The following is a 20,794-nucleotide window of genomic DNA, read 5'->3' as shown; positions in this document are numbered from 1 at the left end:
TCCTCACTGTCGCTCGTTCGAAATGACAATTGTGCAATTTCATCAACCAAACAATCCTTTTTGCTCGCTAATAAACTGAGGCCTTGGTATGCTGGTGCCTAATTTTTGGTTTAGTTTATCTATTACATAATCACACAATTCGGGCGAGTACCGTTCATCGTGCTGGTGCATAAAAAACCAAACCGATTGCAGACCCAGGTCTTTCCATTGTACAATACGGTCAACCCATTCATCACAACGGGCATAATCTGTTGGGTGCAGGCTGTTGCCAACGAAGCGTATAAAGGCGTGCGGGGTGGGTAGCATCATGTGTAAACAATCTCTCCGGCCCGACGCGTCTGTTATTACCGCGCCAATATTTAGTCGCTTAAACAGGCTAAAAACGGCCTCTTTATTTTGTGGAACGGCAAACCAATCTTTATGCCTTAACTCTACAAATACAGGCACATCAGTAGGTAAATGCTCCAGGTAGGTAGTTAGTTCGGGTAGGCTTTTGGGCGTAAAGTTATCGCTCAGCTGCAAAAATAAAGGTCCCAGTTTATCGCCAAAGGCCATAATACCTTCATAATAAGTAGTGGTTATGTCTTCCGCGTTTTTTAGGCGGCGTATGTGGCTAATGCTTTGCGAAAATTTAGGGCAAAACCTAAACTCGGGGTTTACATCGGCCTTTGCCTTCCATTTTTCGATAGTTGCAGGGCCGTATACCTGGTAAAAGGTGGCATTCAGCTCGATGCAATTAAAATGCTTTACATACTCATCTAAAAAGTTGGCATCCTTGGTTTTTAACGGATATATCTGGCCTACCCATTCTTTACGGCCCCACTTGGCGCAACCTGCATGCACCTTTAATGGCGCTACTGCGTTGCTTTCCCTTAGGGTTTGCAGGGTAAACTCAGGGTCGGGGGGTAGGGTAAAATCTGTTAAAGCTAATTCGCTATCGGTAACTCGGCCAAATTCCATATTTAAAAAATTGTGTTGAAAGATAGGCAATCTTACCAATACCAAATAACAAAGGTGATGCTTTTTAGCCATCACCTTTGTTATTTATGGGTTATAAAAACATACCGCCCGAAGCCTCTATGCGCTGCGCGTTTATCCAGCGGGCATCTTCGGTGCATAAAAAGGCTATGACGCCACCAATATCATCCGGCTGCCCCGGGCGGCCTAATGCGGTTATCGACGAGATAAAATCGTGCATACCGGGGTGACTATCAAAAGCGCGTTTTGTAAAGTCGGTTTCTATAATGCCCGGTGCTACTAAATTGGCAGCAATACCGCGGCTGCCTAACTCTTTAGCCAGGTACTTGGTGAATACCTCTATAGCGCCTTTCATTGATGCGTATGCCGCATAGCCCGGTGTGGCAAAGCGTGTTAAACCTGTAGACAGGTTGATAATGCGGCCACCATTTGCAATGGTAGTTAGCAGCGTTTGAGTTAAAAAGTACACGCCTTTAAAATGCACATTAAACAGGTTGTCAAAATCCGCTTCGGTGGTTTGCGCAAATGGCGATGCGGCATCGATACCGGCATTATTTATCAAAAAATCGAAACTATCTCTTTCAAACTTTTCTTTTAGTACTGCGGTTAACTGCTCTTTAAAGGCATCGAAAGTGCTTACTTTGCCGGTATCTAAAGCTAAAGCGGCTGCTTTTAGTCCCTGTGCTTTAATTTGCTTTACTACTTCTTCGGCTTCTTGCTGTTTGCTACGATAAGTGATAATAACGTGGTTGCCATTTTGGGCCAGTTTTAACGCGGTGTTTTTACCAAGGCCCCTGCTGCCGCCTGTTATTAATGCAATTTTGTTTGTCGGTTCCATTTTGTTTTCTTGTTAAGATGATGGTACAAAGGTGCAGCAAAAACAATGCTTAAAAATGGTGACAGTTAAAGATAAAATGGTGATAGTTACAGTATTTGAAACCCCCTAACCCCCTGAAGGGGGAACTTTAGTTCAGTTCTTCTCCAAATACACGCTCTTTATACTCTTTAGGCGTTATTCCCCCAAAGCGCTTAAAAAACTTGGTAAAGTTAGATGGGTCGAAGGTAAGCTTGTAGGCAATTTGTTTAATGGGGATATTTTGCTGCAGCATATCTTTAGCAATAGCCATAAGCTTATCCTCAAAATACCAGCATGGTGGTTTGCCGGTAGTTAGTTTAATGGTATTGGTAAGGTGGGTAGGGTGTATGTGCAGTATTTCGGCAAAATCGCGTATTTCAAACATATCTGTCACGCGGTCGTGCATTACATCATCCAGGTGCTTATCCAGCTCCTTTATATAATCGGCCATTATCTCGTGGCGGCGTGCTAGTATCTTTTTCGGGATGGGCGTTGGCATGATTTTGTAAATTTAGTAAAAGAAGAATGTCATTTCGAACGATAGAGATAAATCCTGTTCAATTGACAGGTAGCTAACAAAATTTTCACTTTGTTCAATAGTCGATATGTCGCTGAACCCGCCCGAAATGACACTATATCCCTACGCAAATAAATTCTCCCTAAATTTAGGTGCAATGCGTTTTTTTGAGGCCTGCTCATAGGCATAGGCCAGTTTAAGTAATTCGCCCTCGCTCCAGGCCGTGCCGAAAAAGGATATGCCTATCGGCAATTCGTGCCATGCACCCATGGGTACGGTAATGTGGGGGTAGCCTGCCATTGCTGCCGGGCCCGAAAAAGAGAACCCGTTATCATAGTCGCCGTTAATAAGATCTATACAGCCGGCAAAGCCGTTTGTAGGGCCGCAAATGGCATCCAGTTTGTTTTCCTTTAATATATCGTCAATAGCTTTTCTGCTAATGCCTTGCGATTTTTTTAGCGCATCCAGATATTCTTTACTGTTAAGGTCGCCTTTTGTGTTGGCCAATTCAATGGTTTCCTGTTTAAAAAACGGCATCGCTTTATCCTCGTTTTGTTTGTTGTAAGCAGCTACATCAACCAGGCTTTTCATCTTGCTGTTGGCTTTGCTAAGGTAGCTGTTCACTCCATCTTTAAACTCGTACACCAATACCAAAAACTCGGCGTTTCCAATGTCTTTTAAGCGCTTGTTCAGTTCAACCTCCACCACTTCGGCGCCTTGCTTTTTCAAAACCTCAATGGCTTCTTTCATTATTTTATCCATTGCTGCGCCTGGGTTTTCAATCTTTTCGATACCTACACGCTTACCTTTTAAGCCGTTAATGTCTAAAAATTTGGTATAGTCCTTTTCAGCTTTGCTATGTAGTGTGTAGCTGTCGTTAGTATCTACACCGGCTAATGCGCCCAGCAAAATGGCTGCATCTTTAACGGTACGGGTCATTGGGCCGGCGGTGTCCTGTGTTTTTGATATAGGGATGATACCTGTGCGGCTCCATAAGCCTACAGTTGGTTTTATACCCACCAAACCGTTTACCGATGATGGTGAAACCACCGAACCATCCGTTTCGGTACCTATGGCTACGGCGCATAAATTGGCCGCTGCCGCAGCACCTGATCCGGCGCTTGAACCGCTTGGGTTTCTGTCCAGCACGTAGGGGCACTTGGTTTGCAGGCCACGGCTGCTCCAGGCGCTGGTAGAGTGCGACGAGCGGAAGTTTGCCCACTCGCTCAGGTTGGTTTTACCTAAAATTACGGCACCCGCTTCGCGCAGTTTATGGGCTATAAAGGCATCCTGTTTGGCAAAGTTATCGCCTAAGGCCAAGGCACCGGCAGTCGTGTGCATATTATCGCCGGTATCAATGTTATCTTTTATTAAAACGGGTATTCCGTGCAATGGGCCGCGTATTTTACCTTTTTTACGCTCTTTGTCCATTGCGTCGGCCATGTCCAGCGCGCTCTTATTAAGTTCGATAACCGAGTTAAGCTTTGGGCCGTTCTTATCAATGGCATCAATGCGTTTTAAGTACAATTCGGTAATGGAGCGGGAGGTATGCGAGCCGCTTTTCATCATTTGCTGCAGGCTATCAATAGTGGCCTCGTTCAGTTCAAAATCATCGGTAGGCTGGGTGGTATTATCAGCTGTTTTTTTATCTGTTGATGATGGCGAGCATGAGGCGCTTATGAGTGTAGAAAGCGTTAATCCGGCTAATGAGCCTGTTTTTAAGAAGTTTCTGCGTTGCATGATCAGGATAGTTTTAGTACCCCAATCTACAAAAAATACCACCGTTTATTGTAACAATTTAATTGGGTAAAAACTCAGGTTTGAGGGGGGGCGGTATCTTTAGGTCATCGTTAAAATTGGGCAGCAGGCGGTGTAAAACATCGGCGGGCATGCTGCCTACATCCATAAATGTCCAGCTTTTGCCATTGTTTTTGCTGATGCCCAGCATATACGAGCGGGCCAGGTAACGGCCGGCATTGGTGCGAAAGATAATCTCTTCGGGTAGCAGGCAGTGCAGCTCGTCGCCGGCTTTGTAGATGTGGCCGGGCGAACCTACCGAACCCTCAAAACTGATGATACCCTGCGATTTAAGGTCTTTTATGCGGTCGGTGATGAGTTTTTGCATCTGGTCGCGGCCACCCGATAGCTCGATAAGGGCAGGGTAGGTGTAGTCTATTACGGTTTTAAAATCGCCTTTAAAGGTGGCTGCTGCTATCATATTGGCCTGGCGTTTAATGATGATGGTATCCTGCGCGTGCAGGGTAAAAGGCAGTAGTAAAAGTATAATAAGCAAGCGTTGCATTTTCAAATCAGACTAAACGGGTTTTATTGGTTATTATTTAATAAAATATGCCCTGGCAGCGTTGAATGGCCGTTTCCTTTCCACTTTACACACAAAAATTTTGCAGATTTTTCGTTACCAGGCGCAAATTTTTCATTTTTTTTGTTCCGGGGTCAATCTCCAATATACAAAAATATTTTCATATAAAAAAACAACTGTTTTGGTGATGGGTACGGGGCGGTGAATTTTGCATAATGAACAAGATCCCTCCTCGCTATCGCTCGTTCGGGATGACGGGTTGGTGCTTCGACAAGCTCAGCATGACACGAGGGGATATAGCATAGCGGCTAACACACCCCTGCCCTTCTCGGGAGGGGAGGCGGGCGCGCAAGCCCACATGGTAATCACATACATTGCAGGTATCACTTTTTCAGCACCCGCTTTGCCAGCCATTCATCACCGTCAACTTTTTGGTGCTTTAGGGCCAGTATATCGGCTATCAAATTAAACACATCAACGTTTTTAAAGGTGGGTATTTGCCTGCCGTTTTTAAAGGCCGGTCCCCAGGCATAAAAGGTAGCATGCATATCTTTTACCACTGTAGGGTCGTAACCGTGCCAGCCGGGGTTTATTTTCTTGCCATACAGGTTAAATACCTTCGGCCATTCGGGTATCAGCAGTATATCGCCTATGCGGTTATGCCAGTCGTCGGTAGCGCCGTAGTGCAGTTTGGCGGGTATATTGGTTTTAAGGCAAACCTTATAGCCTTTAGCCCCATTAACCAACTGCTGGTAAGCGGCTGGTATATCGGCTTTGTTTTTGGCATAAAGCTCTACCAATATACCATCGCCAGATATTTTAAACTTCGCGGTATCAATAGCTGCGGGTATGCCAATGGGGTTATCCTTATCAACGGCTGTCATGCCGTGGTCTGATACAAACACAAAGTTTACCTTAAGCCCGGTGGCATTTACAGCCTTGTTCAACTCGTTGATGGCCGAATCTACAAACAGCACCTCTTTTTCTGTTTCGGGCGCGTCGGGGGTGTACAGGTGGCCGGCAAGGTCAACCTGGGGCAGGTAAAAGGTAATTAAATGCGGGCGCTGTGCCGGGGGTAGCTTTAGCCAGTTTACCACCGCTGCTATGCGGTTGTGCATAGCTATCTTTTCGTTGTACACATAATAATAGCTGGGGCGAACACCCTTTATGGCCGCCTCTGATGCTACCCAGTAAAAGCTCGCCGAAAGTAGTTTTTGCTGCTCGGCCAGCACCCAAAGCGGACTGCCGCCATACCAGCTGCTATCGGCCACTTTTGGCTTATTGCTCATGCTGTAGCTGTCTTTTTTATCCCTGTCGTAAAAGGTGTTGTTTACCAGGCCCGAGTGCGAGGGGTACAGGCCCGTTACCAGCGCGTAGTGGTTAGGGAAGGTTACCGATGGGTATGAGGGCAGCATTGATGCCGCGCTTACGCCCTGCCCGCTTAAACGCAGCAGGTTTTTGGCGTTGTATTTTTTTGCGTAATCCCAGCGGAAACCATCGGCAGATATAAGGATAACATAAGGCTTTTTTTGCTGCTTTAAGCTCTTTTTGCGGCTGGCTATGATGTGTTGGGTGGTATCGGGTATTTGTACCTGCCCAAAGGTATTCAGGCAAATGGCAAGCATTACCAATATAAAGCTGTATTTTTTCATAAACGTAGCGATAAGGCAAAAATAGCGCAAATAAGGTTAAGGCAGTACTATGGTAATGTTAATGTTGCAGTAGCATTGCGGTAAGGAATCAAACTGGCTTATTACATCAAATAGGGGTCATCCTGAGCTTGTCGAAGGACGCGCGCAAAGGAATGGCGGCGAGTGGTTCGACAGGCTCACCATGAAAAAGTGTGGGGAGTCATCCTGAGCTTGTCGAAGGATATGTGGGCAGGCCAGTTAGCGAGTGGTTCGGCAGGCTCTCCGCCCGGTAAAGCGTCTTCGCTTTACCGTAATTGGATTTGAAGCGTCCACGCTTCCGGATTAATGTAAGTGTGGACACTTGAACAGGCGAATTTTTAACATAAGTTGATTAATTTTTTGCAAAAAGCCGTATATGTGTTACCGAATGACTAAACTTGATTTATGATGAAGAAGATAGCTGTTGTATTATTTTTTTGCGCCGCCTTATGCCAGGCTATAGTTGCGCAAAGCCAAACACCTGTAGCCGTTAATGGGGCGCTAAAGGTAAAGGGCAATCAAATAGTAAATAAAAAAGGTGTACCGCCGCAATTAAGGGGCATCAGCCTGTCGTGGAGCTTGTGGGCAGGGCGTAAATACTATAATGCCGATGTAATAGATTGGCTGGCTAAGGATTTTAAGGCTTCCATTATCCGTGCATCAATGGGCGTGCAGCCGGCTGGCGGCTATTTGCAGCAACCCGATTCGCAAAAGCAACTGATCGTAAACGTGGTTGATCAGGCTATAAAAGATGGCGTGTATGTATTGATAGACTGGCACGACCATAACAGCCACCTGCATATACCGCAATCGAAAGCGTTTTTTGCCGAAATGGCCAAAAAATACGCAAGCGTGCCCAATGTTATTTACGAGATATGGAACGAACCTGAACGTGTTAACTGGGATACCATTAAAAACTACGCGTTACAGGTAATACCCGAGATACGGAAGTACGACAAAACGGGATTAATTATAGTAGGTAGCCCGCATTGGGATCAGGATGTGGATATTGCCGCCGCCAGCCCTATAACCGGGTTTAAAAATATCGCCTATTCGTTTCACTTTTATGCTTCGGACAATAACCACCAGGATGGTTTAAGGGCCAAGGCCAATAAGGCCATACAATTAGGCTTACCGCTAATGGTTACGGAGTGGGGTGTGGGCGAATCAAACGGTAATGGCGTGTTTGATTTGGCCATGAACAAAAAGTGGATTGACTGGATGGAAAGCAACCACCTAAGCTGGGCCAACTGGAACGTAACCGATAAGCAGGAAACTACCGCTCTGTTACAACCCGGCGCACCTGCCAATGGCGGCTGGACAGCCGAGCAGCTAACACCATCGGGCAGGTATGTAAAAGAAATGTTACTGCTGCTAAACAAATAGCGTAAAATAAATAGCTGCTAACCCTGTTTTAATGCTAAAAGCCTTATATTTAGCTTATGGCACACAACAGGTTAGCCCTTTTATTTATGCTGATGGCCGTAGTGCCGGCAGCCTGCAAAAGCCATAAAGCCAAAACCTATAGCAGCGAATGCGCGGCGGGTATTCAATACAAGCCGGTAAGCTTTGTGCACCTTATTGATAGCATTAAGTATTACGATAAACAATACGTACAGGTATCGGGCACTTACCAGGAGGGAAAGCATACATCGGCCCTGGTAAACGACAGCACTTTTACCGACCACAGCAACGCGCATGCCTTTTGGGTAAATTTTACACAAGATTGCCCTTTGTACGAAAACGACAACCACACCGGCCTTTTTGAAACCGAAGACGGCCAATACAACCAGTTAAATAATAAAGCCATTACTATACGCGGCCGTATAGATGTGCAAAAGAAGGGCCACCTAAAGGCTTACCGCGCTACCATAAATGAGGTGAGTTATTTGAAGCTGAATTAATAGCTAATAGCCAGCTTATTACTTTCTATAAAGGTTTTTAGGGTGCTTATGGCCGCGCTGGTGTTGGTATCGGCGGTAATTTTATCGGTTGAGGTAAGGAAGCCTACCAGTTGATTAACTTTTTCTTGTTGGGGCGATGAAAATCCCATTGACCAATCGCTAAAGCTTTTTTGGCTTATAGGCTCGTCAAGCAGGGTAATAAGGTTTTTGTGCCTTTTGTCTTTTTGTATGTTAGCATATATGGCGTTAACGTTTGCATCGTCACCCTCAAGCACCTGTAAAAAGGTACCCTCGCTGTAAAGCAATACGCCGCTGATACGGTTTTCGGCATTTTGTGCGCGCGCAACCCGCAATATATCAATCAAATCTGCATCACTCATTAATTTTACAGCGGTGCTCAGGTATACAATGTTCTTCATTGGAGATGTTTATTATCTGCAATGTATATATTTTTCGTTTTAAGAAAAAATAAATCCTGATAATAAACAAAATAAGAGTAGGCTAAATTTCCAGTTCAAGTCCGTCGTAAGCCAGATACATACCGGCGGGCAACTCCGGGTTTATTCGGCTATGCAGGCCCATGCGGTGGCTAATGTGGGTAAAGTAGGTTTGTTCGGCACCAATTTCCTGCGCAAAGGCAATTGCTTCGGCAAGGGTAAAGTGCGATATGTGCTTCTCTTTTTGCAGGGCGTTTATCACCAGTATTTTGGTGCCCCGCATTTTCTCTTTTTCGGCCTCCGATACGGTTTTGGCATCGGTAATATAAGTAAAGTCCTTTATCCGGAAACCCAGCACCGGCAGCTTATAGTGCATCACCTCGATAGGGGTAAAGTGCACCGATCCAATATCAAATGGCTGCAGGCCAATGGTGTGCAGGTTTATTTGTGGTATGCCGGGGTAGCCCTTATCATCAAAAATATACGGAAATTCGCGCTTTAAGGCTTGTTGCACACGGTTGTCGGCATAAATATCTACCGGGCCGCTCTGCTTGTAGTTGTAGGCCCTTATATCGTCCATACCGGCTACATGGTCTTTATGCTCGTGTGTAAAAACAATGGCATCAAGGTGCATTACCCTTGCCCTTAGCATCTGGTACCTAAAATCGGGCCCCGAGTCTATCACAATGGTTTTATCTTCGCTCTCTATCAAAACAGAGGTGCGCAGGCGCCTATCCAGCGCATCGGCCGAGGTACAAACCTCGCATTGGCAGGCAATAACAGGTACACCCTGCGAAGTTCCGGTTCCTAAAAAAGTTATGGTCACAGCTGCAGTTGGGTTTGTTTTAACTGATGCAAAAATGCAGCCTGTTTTTCATCCAGCAGGTTATAATCTATATCTAATGTGCGCGCCAGGTCGGCAAGGGCGGCTATTTTACTCTCTAAATTGGCAAATTTATTTACTACCACTATGCGGCTGTTTAGCAGCAGGCAGGCCCCTGTTTTAAAATTACCTTTTTCGTACCGCACCCTGTAACCTGCTGTTTTTAATAGCATTTCAAGTTTTTCGAGGGTGTGGTTGGTAATGGTTAGCATCAATTCAAAAATAGTAAAATAGGGATATAAACACAGGGAAATAGTATTTAAAATATGAGCACGAAAGTGATACTACAACCGCCTGTCATGCTGAGCCCCGTCGAAGCATCGCCGCCATGGCTTCCCACCATGTCATTGCAGGGAGAGACAGCTACGCGGCAACCTCATCGCATTAGTCCCCCGCGCGTCATTGCGATCCGTTGGCTAACGGAGTGGCAATCTCCTGACCGGAGGGTAACGAATTTTGTACTTCAAACAAGTTTGGCCCGCTCATCGCCGCGGGAGGGCTACTTCTTTTGTCTTGAAACAAAAGAAGCAAAAATTCAAGTCAGCACAAAGGCTTCTTTGCCGCACAGGGCCTTTGCACTGCAAAACGGACAAAACCACGGGCTGGAATCTTTTGCCCCGCTTCGCTCGCACATTCCCCCGCTTCAGCAAAATTTCCTATGCCCTTGTCCCCCACAGGCCATCATTGTTTTGCCCGCTTTCGCCCGAAGCTGCTTTGCTGACAGCTGCTAAATCAAGTTCCCTTCTCGAGAGGAGTTAGGGATGTGTTAGTCGCCATGATTTAATCCGTTTAATTTTTATAACAGATAGGCTACATACAGAGCAATACTTTTTAAATAATTTTATTAAGTTTTGTGATGTTTTGCATTTCATTTTAATTTATTACTATATTGGTGCATTAATTCTCCTGTTTTAATTAAACCAATTAGCCCCATTATGACCCAAAAACCTGAAAGGTCCATCTCGCTTGATGTATTTCGCGGAATGACCATTTGCTTTATGATCATTGTAAATACACCCGGCAGCGGTGCTACGGCTTTTCCGCCGTTGGAGCATGCAGCCTGGTTTGGCTTTACCCCAACCGACCTGGTGTTCCCTTCGTTTTTATTTGCAGTAGGTAACGCCATGAGCTTTACCACTAAAAAATTGGAAGCCTTAAGCACCGGTGCTGCCGTTTTTAGGATTGTTAAACGCGGGTTGCTCATATTTTTGATTGGATACCTGATGTACTGGTTCCCGTTTTTTGATTTTGGTAAGGGAGGCGCAACCTTTCGCCCATTTGCTGATACAAGGGTAATGGGTGTATTACAGCGCATTGGCCTTTGCTATATGTTCGCATCGCTCATCATCTACTTTGTTAAATCGAAGGCGGCGGTAATATGGATAAGCCTTTCGCTTTTATTTGGCTATTGGGTATTGTTAATGGTTTACGGCGACCCGGCGGCACCATACGGCATGCTGACCAACGCGGGCACTTACTTAGATAAATTTGTATTAGGCGACAGCCACCTGTATCACGGTGAAGGCGTTGCCTTTGACCCCGAGGGTATATTAAGCACCCTGCCTGCCATTGTAAACGTTATATGCGGTTATTATGTAGGCAAGTTTTTGCAGGAAAAAGGCAAAGGGTACGAAACCATTGCCAAATTGGCCCTGCTGGGTGCGGTGTTCATCTTCGCGGCGCTCACCTGGAACATGAGTTTCCCGATAGGTAAAAAACTATGGTCGAGCCCCTTTACCCTGCTTACTGTGGGTATAGATATGATCATCCTGTCGGCATTGGTATATGCCATTGATATTCAAAAATGGAAACGCGGCAACTGGACCTCTTTCTTTATCACTGTAGGTAAAAACCCACTGCCGGTTTATATCCTGTCGGAAATATTGCCTATAGCGCTATACATGATCATGATAGGCGGCAAACCATTTTTCTTTTGGATAAATGAACATTTCTTCCAGGTGGTGGCACCGGGGCCAATAGGGTCGTTATTCTTCGCCATTTGCTATATGCTGGTATGCTGGAGCTTTGGTAAATTTTTGGAAAAAAGGAATATTCATATAAGGGTGTAAGCCTCACCCCAGCCCTCTCCAAGCCTCATCCCAACCCTTCTCCAAAGGAGAAGGGCTAAATAGTTTGCAATTAAAGTCCTCTCCTTTGGAGAGGATTTAGGTGAGGCTAAACGCCATTATACCTATCACAATGAAAAAACTATTCACATTAACCATAATTGCTGCCTTTGCCCTTACCGCAAGCGCGCAAACCCAAACCTATGCCGAAAAACTAGGCTGGCCAAAAGGCGCCAGGGTTATCATTTTGCATGTAGATGACGCGGGTATGTCGCACGAGTCGAATTTGGGGGTAGAGGAGGCCACATCTGTTGGCGTATCAACATCAACCAGTGTGATGATGCCATGCCCCTGGGTGCCCGAGTTTAAGGCTTATCTGGATAAACACCCCGCGCTGGATGCCGGCTTGCATTTAACCCTTACCTCCGAGTGGGATAATTACCGCTGGGGACCGTTGGCGGGTAAACCTGCTGTACCTGGTTTGGTAGATAAGCAAGGTGCCATGTGGCCATCGGTAGAGGCAGTTTATTTTAGGGCCACCGGCGACGAGGTGGATAAAGAGATACGTGCGCAGTACGACCGCGCCCTGGCCATGGGCTTTAAGCCTACGCACCTCGATTCGCATATGGGTACTTTGTTTGCCAAGGATGCCTTTATGGAAAAATACCTGCAATTGGGTATCGAAAAGCAGGTGCCGGTGATGTTCCCCGGCGGCGAAGACCTTTTCTTTCGTGCCGAGGCAAGGGCAGCTACCATAGCCGCATTAAAGAAACAAGGTAAATACACCGAAGGTATGAACATACCCGAGCCGGCTGCCCTTAGCAAAGCAAAGGCAATAGGCGAAATGCTTTGGAAGAACGGCCTGCCCGTACTGGACGACCTGCATAACAGCAGTTACGACTGGAATATGCCCGATATTCAGCATAAAACAGATAAGCAGATCCAGAAATGGTATACCGACCATTATATAGAAAGCATCGGTCGCCTGTCGCCGGGGCTGACGATGGTAATTATGCATTGCACCGACCCATCGCCAAATTTCGATCGCATCAGCGATACCGGTAAAAAACGCAAGGGCGACCTGCTGGCCATGACCGACCCGCGCCTGCGCGAATTTTTAAAACAACAAGGCTTTATCCTCACCACCTGGCGCGAAGTAATGGAGCGCAGGGTAAAGGCAGGGAAAGAGTAGGAACTTACACCTCGGCCTTTAACACCCGGCGCCAGGCCCAGCGGGTGGCCATGTTAAAGCCGCCCCAGCTGTTCACAAACTCAATAATGTGGCCCAGGCAGTTTTGGGTAAATTTGCGGCGGTAGTTAATGGTGGCTTGTTTGTATACCTCATTTGCGTTTGGCAGGCCTATGCGCTCGTAAATCTCGCGGCGTATATACATGGTGCGCACAAAGTAAATATTCATAAGCACAACCAGGCTGTACAGGGTTTTTTTGATAGGCCCGGCCTTGGCGGTATAACGTTCTAACAGTCCTTTGGTGAAAACTATATGCCTGCCCTCCTCAATATTATGCAGCTCGAAAACTTTGCGCAAAACGGCGTATATCTCGGGTGCGCGGCGGCTGTAGTTGCCATACATATCGGTTATCAACTCTACCGACAGGCTGCCCATAAATAGGTAATCGGCGGGCAGGTATTTGGTGGTTACCCTGCCTACAAACCTGTGCAGGGGCGTTTGCTTAAGCGGCAGGCCATTTAGCGTGGTAATGGCCCGGGCAAACATTTCCTGGTGGCGGTATTCTTCAATTATTTCGCGTATCAAAAAGCGGTGTTCGGGGCTGTCGGGTGGCAGGCCAAGTATAAATTTAGACATGAAAACGCAAAACAATGCCTCGCCCCAGCCATAAGAGTACAGCACTTGCACCACTTCGTGCCGGCCAAGGTCCTGCTTTTGCTGCGGGGTTAAGGTATCGTAAACAGGCAGGCCTTCTAAGGTGGTGAGTTGCTCGGGCAGGTACAAGTCGCCATCAAGCGGCTCCTGCTGCCAGGGAACATAAGTATCCGGAATCAGCGGTTTTTCCTTACTGATCTTTATAAGTCGTTCTATCTCTGCTGCCTGCATGGTATTAAATTACCAAGTACTAACGTTTGTTACAGAAGATGGTTTTTATATAACGTTTGGCTGGTGATAGTGTTGCTTGTGTGATTTAACTAAAAATAGCGATTAGGTGTAAACCCATCGCTATAAATATAATTTTCTCTAACCTCTAACCTCTAACCTCTAACCTCTAACCTCTACCTCAAATCCACCAGCTCTACACCCGGGTAAGCCTTTTTATCAAAGGCGAAGGTGGCATCTGTTACTTTAACATTGGGGGTAAAGGTGCGCAGGGTGTATTTGTATTTGCTGCCGTTTTTATCAAATATAAGCGCGCTGGATAGTTGGTTTTTTACCTTATCTATCATTAGCCTTACCTTAAAAAAGGTTTTCTTTTCGTCGGTAGGGGTAAGGTCTATTACCTGGTAGGTTTTACCGGCAACCTTTTGCAGGCCGGTGTAAATGTATTTATAACCGCTCTCGTATATGGTGAAAATTTTAGCAGGGTTAAAGCCCTCGTCGCTGTTATCGGCATCGCCAATTTGCACCTCGTTGGCATCCTTTAAAAAGGTCCATTGGGTTTTACCATCGCTGATGATCTCTTGCGCTACGCCGGCTTTTTTACCCGCGCCATATATGGTTACCTTATATTTATTGGCTTTTGAACGCGAAATAAGCGTGCCTGTTTGCGTTTCGTTAATATTTGCCTGCGCGTTATCAACGGTAAGCGTAAAATCGGTTTTAACGGCGTCGTAGGTTTTGTATTGCTTGCTTAGTTTGTTTAGTATCAGTTTTGCATCGGCATCTTTTTGCGCGAAGGCATTAACCGTAACAACCGACAATACAAGGTATAAAAATAACTTTTTCATGTTCATGATCTGTAAACTCAACCTAATAACCACCAGGCCTTGTAATGGTTTAGAGCGATTTTACGATTATAGGTTTAACGCGTATTAATCTTTAAGGGTATCCAGGTATTGCATCAGCGAATATTCATCCGGGTAAAGCACATCGCGGGCCTTGCTACCTTCAAACGGGCCAACAATACCGGCGGCTTCCAACTGGTCGATGATACGGCCCGCACGGTTGTAACCAAGTTTCATCTTTCGCTGAATAAGCGAGGTAGAACCCTGCTGGTGCATCACAATCAGGCGGGCTGCTTCCTCAAACATGGGGTCGCGGTCGTCGGGGTCAAAATCCTTAGGGCTGCTGCTTTCGCCATCGCCAACATACTCGGGCAGTAACATGGCGGTAGCATAGCCGCGCTGATTACCTATAAAGTCGGATATTTTTTCTACCTCGGGTGTGTCTACAAAGGCACATTGCAGGCGTATCAGGTCGCTGCCGGTTGATAACAGCATATCCCCGCGGCCTATCAGCTGGTCGGCACCGCCCGCATCCAATATGGTACGCGAATCTATCTTAGACAATACCCTAAAGGCAAGCCTTGCCGGGAAGTTGGCCTTAATAGTACCCGTAATAACGTTTACCGACGGCCTTTGCGTAGCAATAACCAAATGTATACCCACCGCACGGGCCAGCTGCGCTATACGCGCTATAGGCTGCTCCACTTCTTTACCGGCGGTCATCATCAGGTCGGCAAATTCATCAATCACCAATACAATAAATGGCAGGTAACGGTGTTTTTCGGGGTCGCTTATTTTACGGTTAACAAACTTGGTGTTGTACTCCTTTAGGTTACGCACCTGCGCATCTTTCAGCAAATCGTAACGCTGGTCCATCTCAATACAAAGCGAGTTAAGGGTATTTACCACTTTTTTGGTATCAGTGATGATCGCGTCCGCCTCGTCGGGCAGTTTGGCTAAGAAGTGGCGTTCTATCTTACGGAAAAGCGTTAGCTCCACCTTTTTAGGGTCTACCAATACAAACTTTAACTCGGCGGGGTGTTTTTTATACAGCAGCGATACCAATATGGCATTTATACCTACCGATTTACCCTGGCCGGTAGCACCCGCCACCAATAAGTGCGGCATTTTAGCCAGATCGGCAATAAATACTTCGTTAGAAATGGTTTTGCCTAAAGCGATGGGCAGGTCCATGGTATTGTCGCGCCATTTTTCGGTAGACAGGATAGACCGCATCGATACCATTTCGGGGTTTTGATTAGGCACCTCGATACCGATAGTACCTTTACCCGGCATAGGGGCAATGATACGTATACCCAGGGCGGCTAAACTCAAGGCGATATCATCTTCCAGGTTCTTGATCTTGGATATGCGCACACCCGGGGCCGGTATAATTTCGTAAAGGGTTACGGTTGGGCCTATGGTTGCCTTTATCTTATCAATCTCGATGTTGTAATGGTTAAGCGTTTCAACAATTTTGTTTTTGTTGGCCTCCAACTCGTCCGAGTTTACGGCTATTTTACCTGTACCATACTCCTCTAACAAGCTAATCGGTGGTATTTTGTAGCCGGATAGTTCCAGCTTATGGTCGTATGTGCCAAACTGGTCAACCAACGATTTTGCCTTGTCATCGTCCGTTTTCTCGATGTTAAGGATAGGGGTTGGCCTTGCTATGTCTATAGTTAGGGGTATTTCGTCGTCGGCTTCCGGCTCGTGGGCGTAGGTATCAGGTTTTAATACCACAGGCTCATGAAAAACCGGGGTTGGTGCCAACGGCTGCTGTGTAAGCGGCTCGGTGGTGAGGGTACGGGCCACATTCTCGTCGCGCGGCCTGTTGCCATTGCGCGGCCACTCTACCGGTAACGATATTTCTTCCTCTTCTAACTCAACCGGCTCGGGTGCTACTTCATCAACGGCAACCTCGTTTATTTTGGGTTGGCGCTGCGGTAGTTTAAAATCGATGTTGTACGCAATAATTAAAACGGTAAGGCCTGCAAAGGCTAAAATACCGCCGGTACCGGCCTGGCCAACCTGCGCGCTTAATAGGCGATTGCTCCAGTAACCAAATTCGCCCTCCATAAAGTGGGGGTAGTCTATTACAAAAGCATGTACAAAGCCAATGGCTATCGATATAAATACGACACCGAAAAGGCTGTATGCCAAAACTTTGCTTAACGAGAATAAACGTATTTTAAACAACAAGCGGTAGCCGATTATAAAAAATACAAATATGAAAATGAACGACGCCACGCCAAACCACTCGAAAATAAATTGGTTAGACAGCAGCGCGCCAAATTTGCCCAGCCAGTTATCAACCATGGGGTTGTTTACCCCGTTATCCATTAGCTCTTTACTGGTTTTAAACAGGTTGCCCCAGCCACCGTTGGCCTTTGATACATAGCTTTGATCCTGCTGCCAGGTAAACAGGTACGAGGTAAAGGCGATAAGGAAAAAAATAGACAACACCAGGAAGAAAAGCCCGACAATTTTGATGAGCCGGCCGTCGCGCAGGTCAAACAAGGGCAGCCGCTCTACTTGCTGTTTAGCTGGCCTTTCCTTTACAGTTTTTTCGCCCGGTTTGCGGGGTTCATTCTCGTTCTTAAAGCTATTTGATCTAAACTGGTTTCCTTTAATGGGCATCCTTAAATTGGGCGTTTAATTGCAAATATAAAGGTATTAATTAAACAGATATTTTTTTATTTTTGTAAGGTGATTTTACTGCACTAAACTAGCATGTCAACTTTGATTTATTAACTCGTATTTCTATCTATCAATTGAGGGAAAAAGATGGCTTATTGCATCTGATATTTTCGCTTTTTTGATATAGCATTTCCATGTTTTGAAATAACGAAAATAGCGAAAAGTATGAGGCGATAAATTAGCTTTTTCAAACATAGTTAAGATCAAAACAAATAGCCAAGTGTTGAAGCTTTCATACAAGACAATATTGGCGTTTATTAGTGTAAGAAGATGACAAGCCAAATTATATTTTTGCTTATTTATATATGTCCAAAATATCCCTTTACAATCTCTTAAACACTAGTGATTTTGCAACTAGTTAAATGCTTTTAAAATCATGATTAATGGCATAAGAAAGGAAGCAATTCAATTTGTATTTTTGAACTTTTTTTCAGTGTTCTGTGGGAACTTTTAATAAATGTTTGGTGCCTTTTTATTGACATTCAACAAGGGTAGAAAAGGTAGCCGATTAAGAAAGTTTTAAAGTCGTAGTTAATCTGACCCTAACACCATTTCTGTTATTAAATTGGACGGATAGACTGTTACTAAATCGGTTTTTTCATTATAGTAGAAAACGCTACTTCTGGTTTTGCCGATATAATAATAACTGTTACTTGACTTGATAATATTGCTACCAATTTTAATATAGTAATTGCTGTGTGTATGTAGTGAATGAACCTGATTATATTCAAAATTACCCTCGAAAAACCCGGAAGTAATTAACGCTAAGGAAATTGGTATCGATACCATAAAAAACTTGACTCGTAGATTCAATTGATATAAGGATATCATCGATACTATGGTGATGAGTACTATAACCAAAATGTGAAAATAGGCCTTATTTATGAAGCCTAACGGTTTAGATATTTTATATAATATATCACTATAATAATACGAACCCATTGTTAATAAGGTTAAAGCTAAAACCACGATAATTATTTTCCAAAACACTTTTGAAATTTGGGCTTTTAATTCCCCTATTCTCTCTGGACGTTCAGGTGGTAAAATTATTGGGTATTTCACTGTTTCTGCATAAAAAATTTGGTTAAAAAAGGCGGTAATTAATATCGAAACCAACCAATAAAACAGTAGTTGAAAAAAGGAGAAAAGTGTTTGTGGTAATAGCTCTGTTAATTCTAAGTATGAAAAAATATTTAAATTAAAATAAGTGTAATAACTAAACTGTTTGGTTGCGCCAAAAATCAAAAGGATGATTGTAAGTAGCGGAATCAAGGACGTTGCTTTATTTATATAATTTTCACTGTCGCTATCTGTCATTAAGTCAAGTTTAGGTTATTCAAATATAAGGATTGCTTTACTATTAATTAAAAACAGATTTAGTGATTAAGATAGTAAGTCTACTCGCAGCGTATACACCGGTTTTGCCCCGGTATTATTTCAGTTATCGGCTTAAACTTCCAGTATAATTAACTTCGTGTTCAAGGTTTAGATACTAATGATGTTATACCAACGCAAAAATACCAGACCTTGCCAAATTTATTATAAGTACAGCCTCTAAATCGCGCCGTTGTTGGTGTTGTCACCAACAACAATTACGACAGGTAATAAAGATGCAAACGCAAATGCATGGCAACTTGCTGGTGACAACACCATAGTGTTGAGAGGATTAAATAGCGCTGGCAATGTGTGATTCCTTCCCTGGGGAAGGAGGAGGTAGGGGTTAAATCAGGCGTCAAGCTACTTTTTCACCCATTGCTCATATAAACCCCCTCCCCGCCTTTACGCTCATTTCTCACCGCACCCCTCCCCGAGGAGGGAATTAAAAGTTTTCCGAACACCTATAGTGACCACACCAAAATCATACTCCTTAGCACATCATTTGTAACGTGTAACATTATGTAAGGCGATGTTGTCAAACACCAACACCACTTAATTATTCCTGCCATGATGAAACGCTTGCTTGCCCTTTTGCTGCTTGGCGCAGCTTTGCATAATACTGTATACGCGCAAAGTATTAATAAGCCCAGGTTAGATAGTTTGCTTAACATATTAAGCTCCAATAACAAAACCATGGGTAGCCTGTCCATCTCGCAAAACGGTAAAACGATTTATCAAAAGGCGGTAGGCTATAGCTTTATTGATAGCTTAAGCAGTCAACCGGCTACTGTGCAAACCAAATACCGCATAGGCTCTATCAGCAAAATGTTTACAGGTGTAATAACCTTTCAGCTGATTGAGGAAGGTAAACTAACGCTTGAAACTACGCTGGACAAGTTTTACCCGCAAATGCCCAATGCTGCTAATATTACCATTGGCCAGCTGCTTAGTCACCACAGCGGTTTGTTTAACATAACCAACGACCCCGCCTTTGCTACTTACATGACCAAGCCGCAAACCCGCGAGCAGATGCTGACCAAGATGGCCGCCTTTGCCCCAAGGTTTGAGCCCGGCGCTAAGTTTGAATACAGCAACACCAACTTTATTGTACTGGCCTATATCGTAGAAAAAATAACCAACCAGCCCTTTGCCGATGTGGTAAAGCAGCGGGTAATAAATAAAGCGGGGTTAAAGGACACCTATTATGGGGGCAAAATAAACACGGCGAATAATGAGGCCCTATCTTACAATTTTGCGGATAAGTGGAAAATAATACCCGAAACAGACATGAGCATACCATCTGGTGCCGGGGCAATGGTATCTACCCCTGCCGACCTGACCAAATTTGCCGAGGCCTTGTTTAACGGCAAGCTTATCAGCGATGCCAGCCTGGCTAAAATGAAACCCTTAAGCGATTATTATGGCATGGCTATGCGCAAAATAGATTTTGATGGAAAGGTAAGCTATGGGCATAATGGTGCAATTGATGGTTTTAGGGCCGAACTGGCTTATTTTCCGCAGCAAAAATTGGCGATAGCCTACACATCAAACGGTGGTATATACTCAACCGAGAAAATTTTAAAGGCAACGGTTAGCATTGTTTTTAATGAACCGTTTACAATGCCGCTTTACAAAAAACCGGACCTGAAAACCGAAGAGCTGGACAAATACCTGGGTGTATACAGCAGCCCCGATTTCCCGTTGAAAATAACGATGAGCAAAGATAATACAACTTTGTACGGCCAGGCAGCCGGGCAGGGGCTAATAAGGCTGGAGGCTACGGGCAAAGACAGGTTTGAATTTGAGCCTAATGATATTGTAGTAGAATTTGATACAGCTAAAGGCCAGTTTATATTAAAGCAAAATGGCGGCATAAAGGTGTTCACCCGCGAGAAATAAAGCCTTTAGCTGTACAACAGCTTATTCAAACTGTAATTCCCAATGGTCTTCGCCGCCGTCTACTATCCTGAAGATGGTTTTTTCGACAGTGTGGTTATGGTCTGCCGATTCCAGCCTGATGGTTTCATGGTCATGATAATCGGTTGATTTTGGAACCATAATAGCAGTCATCGATTCGGGGTTGCCGTTAACACTTATTGTTTTCATGGTGGTATGGGTTAATTGCTAAACACAACAACCAAAATGGGAATAAGTTTAGGGTAGCTAAGT

General features: G+C 44.8%; 19 protein-coding genes. 5 read left to right on the top strand and 14 right to left on the bottom strand.

What is annotated here, in order from left to right:
• Positions 1–42: 42 nt before the first annotated feature.
• The 6 genes from FFF34_008650 to FFF34_008625 form a co-directional block, all read right to left on the bottom strand.
• Positions 43–960 carry a DUF72 domain-containing protein gene (locus tag FFF34_008650; protein TSD67445.1) on the bottom strand — a complete coding sequence of 306 codons (918 nt, stop codon included), beginning with the start codon at positions 958–960 and terminating at the stop codon, positions 43–45.
• A gap of 91 nt (positions 961–1,051) precedes the next feature.
• Positions 1,052–1,816 carry an SDR family oxidoreductase gene (locus tag FFF34_008645; GenBank protein ID TSD67444.1) on the bottom strand — a complete coding sequence of 255 codons (765 nt, stop codon included), beginning with the start codon at positions 1,814–1,816 and terminating at the stop codon, positions 1,052–1,054.
• 127 nt (positions 1,817–1,943) lie between these two features.
• A complete protein-coding gene (locus tag FFF34_008640) occupies positions 1,944–2,333 on the bottom strand; it encodes a helix-turn-helix transcriptional regulator (GenBank protein TSD67443.1) in 390 nt (129 codons plus the stop codon).
• 141 nt (positions 2,334–2,474) lie between these two features.
• Positions 2,475–4,091 (bottom strand): amidase, encoded by a 1,617-nt coding sequence (locus FFF34_008635; GenBank protein TSD67442.1) that lies wholly within the window; start codon positions 4,089–4,091, stop codon positions 2,475–2,477.
• A 58-nt stretch (positions 4,092–4,149) separates the two neighbouring features.
• Positions 4,150–4,659, bottom strand: coding sequence for a hypothetical protein (locus tag FFF34_008630; GenBank protein ID TSD67441.1), 510 nt, complete (start codon positions 4,657–4,659; stop codon positions 4,150–4,152).
• Positions 4,660–5,054: 395 nt separating this feature from the next.
• Positions 5,055–6,323, bottom strand: coding sequence for an alkaline phosphatase family protein (locus tag FFF34_008625; GenBank protein TSD67440.1), 1,269 nt, complete (start codon positions 6,321–6,323; stop codon positions 5,055–5,057).
• A 423-nt stretch (positions 6,324–6,746) separates the two neighbouring features.
• Between FFF34_008625 and FFF34_008620 the strand changes: the two genes are divergently transcribed.
• Together FFF34_008620 and FFF34_008615 are read left to right on the top strand one after the other, a co-directional pair.
• A complete protein-coding gene (locus FFF34_008620; protein ID TSD67439.1) occupies positions 6,747–7,727 on the top strand; it encodes a glycoside hydrolase family 5 protein in 981 nt (326 codons plus the stop codon).
• 56 nt (positions 7,728–7,783) lie between these two features.
• On the top strand, positions 7,784–8,245 hold the full coding sequence (locus FFF34_008615; protein TSD67438.1) for a hypothetical protein: 462 nt from the start codon (positions 7,784–7,786) through the stop codon (positions 8,243–8,245).
• Here the strand turns inward: FFF34_008615 and FFF34_008610 are convergent.
• The 3 genes from FFF34_008610 to FFF34_008600 form a co-directional block, all read right to left on the bottom strand.
• Positions 8,242–8,664: a BLUF domain-containing protein gene (locus tag FFF34_008610; protein TSD67437.1), complete on the bottom strand. Its 423-nt coding sequence runs from the start codon at positions 8,662–8,664 to the stop codon at positions 8,242–8,244. The genes FFF34_008615 and FFF34_008610 overlap by 4 nt on opposite strands.
• Before the next feature lie 82 nt (positions 8,665–8,746).
• Positions 8,747–9,508, bottom strand: coding sequence for an MBL fold metallo-hydrolase (locus FFF34_008605; GenBank protein ID TSD67436.1), 762 nt, complete (start codon positions 9,506–9,508; stop codon positions 8,747–8,749).
• On the bottom strand, positions 9,505–9,777 hold the full coding sequence (locus FFF34_008600; protein ID TSD67435.1) for a hypothetical protein: 273 nt from the start codon (positions 9,775–9,777) through the stop codon (positions 9,505–9,507). The genes FFF34_008605 and FFF34_008600 overlap by 4 nt, the downstream gene beginning before the upstream one ends.
• 723 nt (positions 9,778–10,500) lie before the next feature.
• Between FFF34_008600 and FFF34_008595 the strand changes: the two genes are divergently transcribed.
• Complete coding sequence (locus FFF34_008595; GenBank protein TSD67434.1) at positions 10,501–11,634, top strand: DUF5009 domain-containing protein; 1,134 nt, start codon at positions 10,501–10,503, stop codon at positions 11,632–11,634.
• Positions 11,635–11,764: 130 nt separating this feature from the next.
• Positions 11,765–12,823, top strand: a complete 1,059-nt coding sequence (locus FFF34_008590) for a ChbG/HpnK family deacetylase (protein TSD67433.1) — start codon at positions 11,765–11,767, stop codon at positions 12,821–12,823.
• Between the two features lie 4 nt (positions 12,824–12,827).
• Here the strand turns inward: FFF34_008590 and FFF34_008585 are convergent, their stop codons facing one another.
• The 4 genes from FFF34_008585 to FFF34_008570 form a co-directional block, all read right to left on the bottom strand.
• Positions 12,828–13,706 (bottom strand): diiron oxygenase, encoded by an 879-nt coding sequence (locus tag FFF34_008585; protein ID TSD67432.1) that lies wholly within the window; start codon positions 13,704–13,706, stop codon positions 12,828–12,830.
• A 173-nt stretch (positions 13,707–13,879) separates the two neighbouring features.
• The gene (locus FFF34_008580) at positions 13,880–14,551 is read right to left on the bottom strand and encodes an outer membrane lipoprotein carrier protein LolA (protein TSD67431.1); all 672 of its coding nucleotides are present in this window, start codon (positions 14,549–14,551) and stop codon (positions 13,880–13,882) included.
• Between the two features lie 84 nt (positions 14,552–14,635).
• Positions 14,636–17,188, bottom strand: a complete 2,553-nt coding sequence (locus tag FFF34_008575; protein TSD67430.1) for a DNA translocase FtsK — start codon at positions 17,186–17,188, stop codon at positions 14,636–14,638.
• Between the two features lie 591 nt (positions 17,189–17,779).
• Entirely contained in the window at positions 17,780–18,565 is a 786-nt protein-coding gene (locus FFF34_008570; protein ID TSD67429.1) for a hypothetical protein, read from the bottom strand.
• A 627-nt stretch (positions 18,566–19,192) separates the two neighbouring features.
• On the opposite strand from FFF34_008570, the gene FFF34_008565 reads away from it, so the two are divergent.
• Positions 19,193–20,524: a beta-lactamase family protein gene (locus tag FFF34_008565; protein ID TSD67428.1), complete on the top strand. Its 1,332-nt coding sequence runs from the start codon at positions 19,193–19,195 to the stop codon at positions 20,522–20,524.
• Between the two features lie 21 nt (positions 20,525–20,545).
• On the opposite strand, the gene FFF34_008560 is transcribed toward FFF34_008565, so the two are convergent.
• Positions 20,546–20,731, bottom strand: a complete 186-nt coding sequence (locus FFF34_008560) for a hypothetical protein (GenBank protein TSD67427.1) — start codon at positions 20,729–20,731, stop codon at positions 20,546–20,548.
• Positions 20,732–20,794 lie beyond the last annotated feature (63 nt).

The sequence above is a fragment of the Inquilinus sp. KBS0705 genome (assembly GCA_005938025.2).
Classification (GTDB): Bacteria; Bacteroidota; Bacteroidia; order Sphingobacteriales; family Sphingobacteriaceae; genus Mucilaginibacter.
This window is presented reverse-complemented; position numbering and strand designations above follow the sequence as displayed.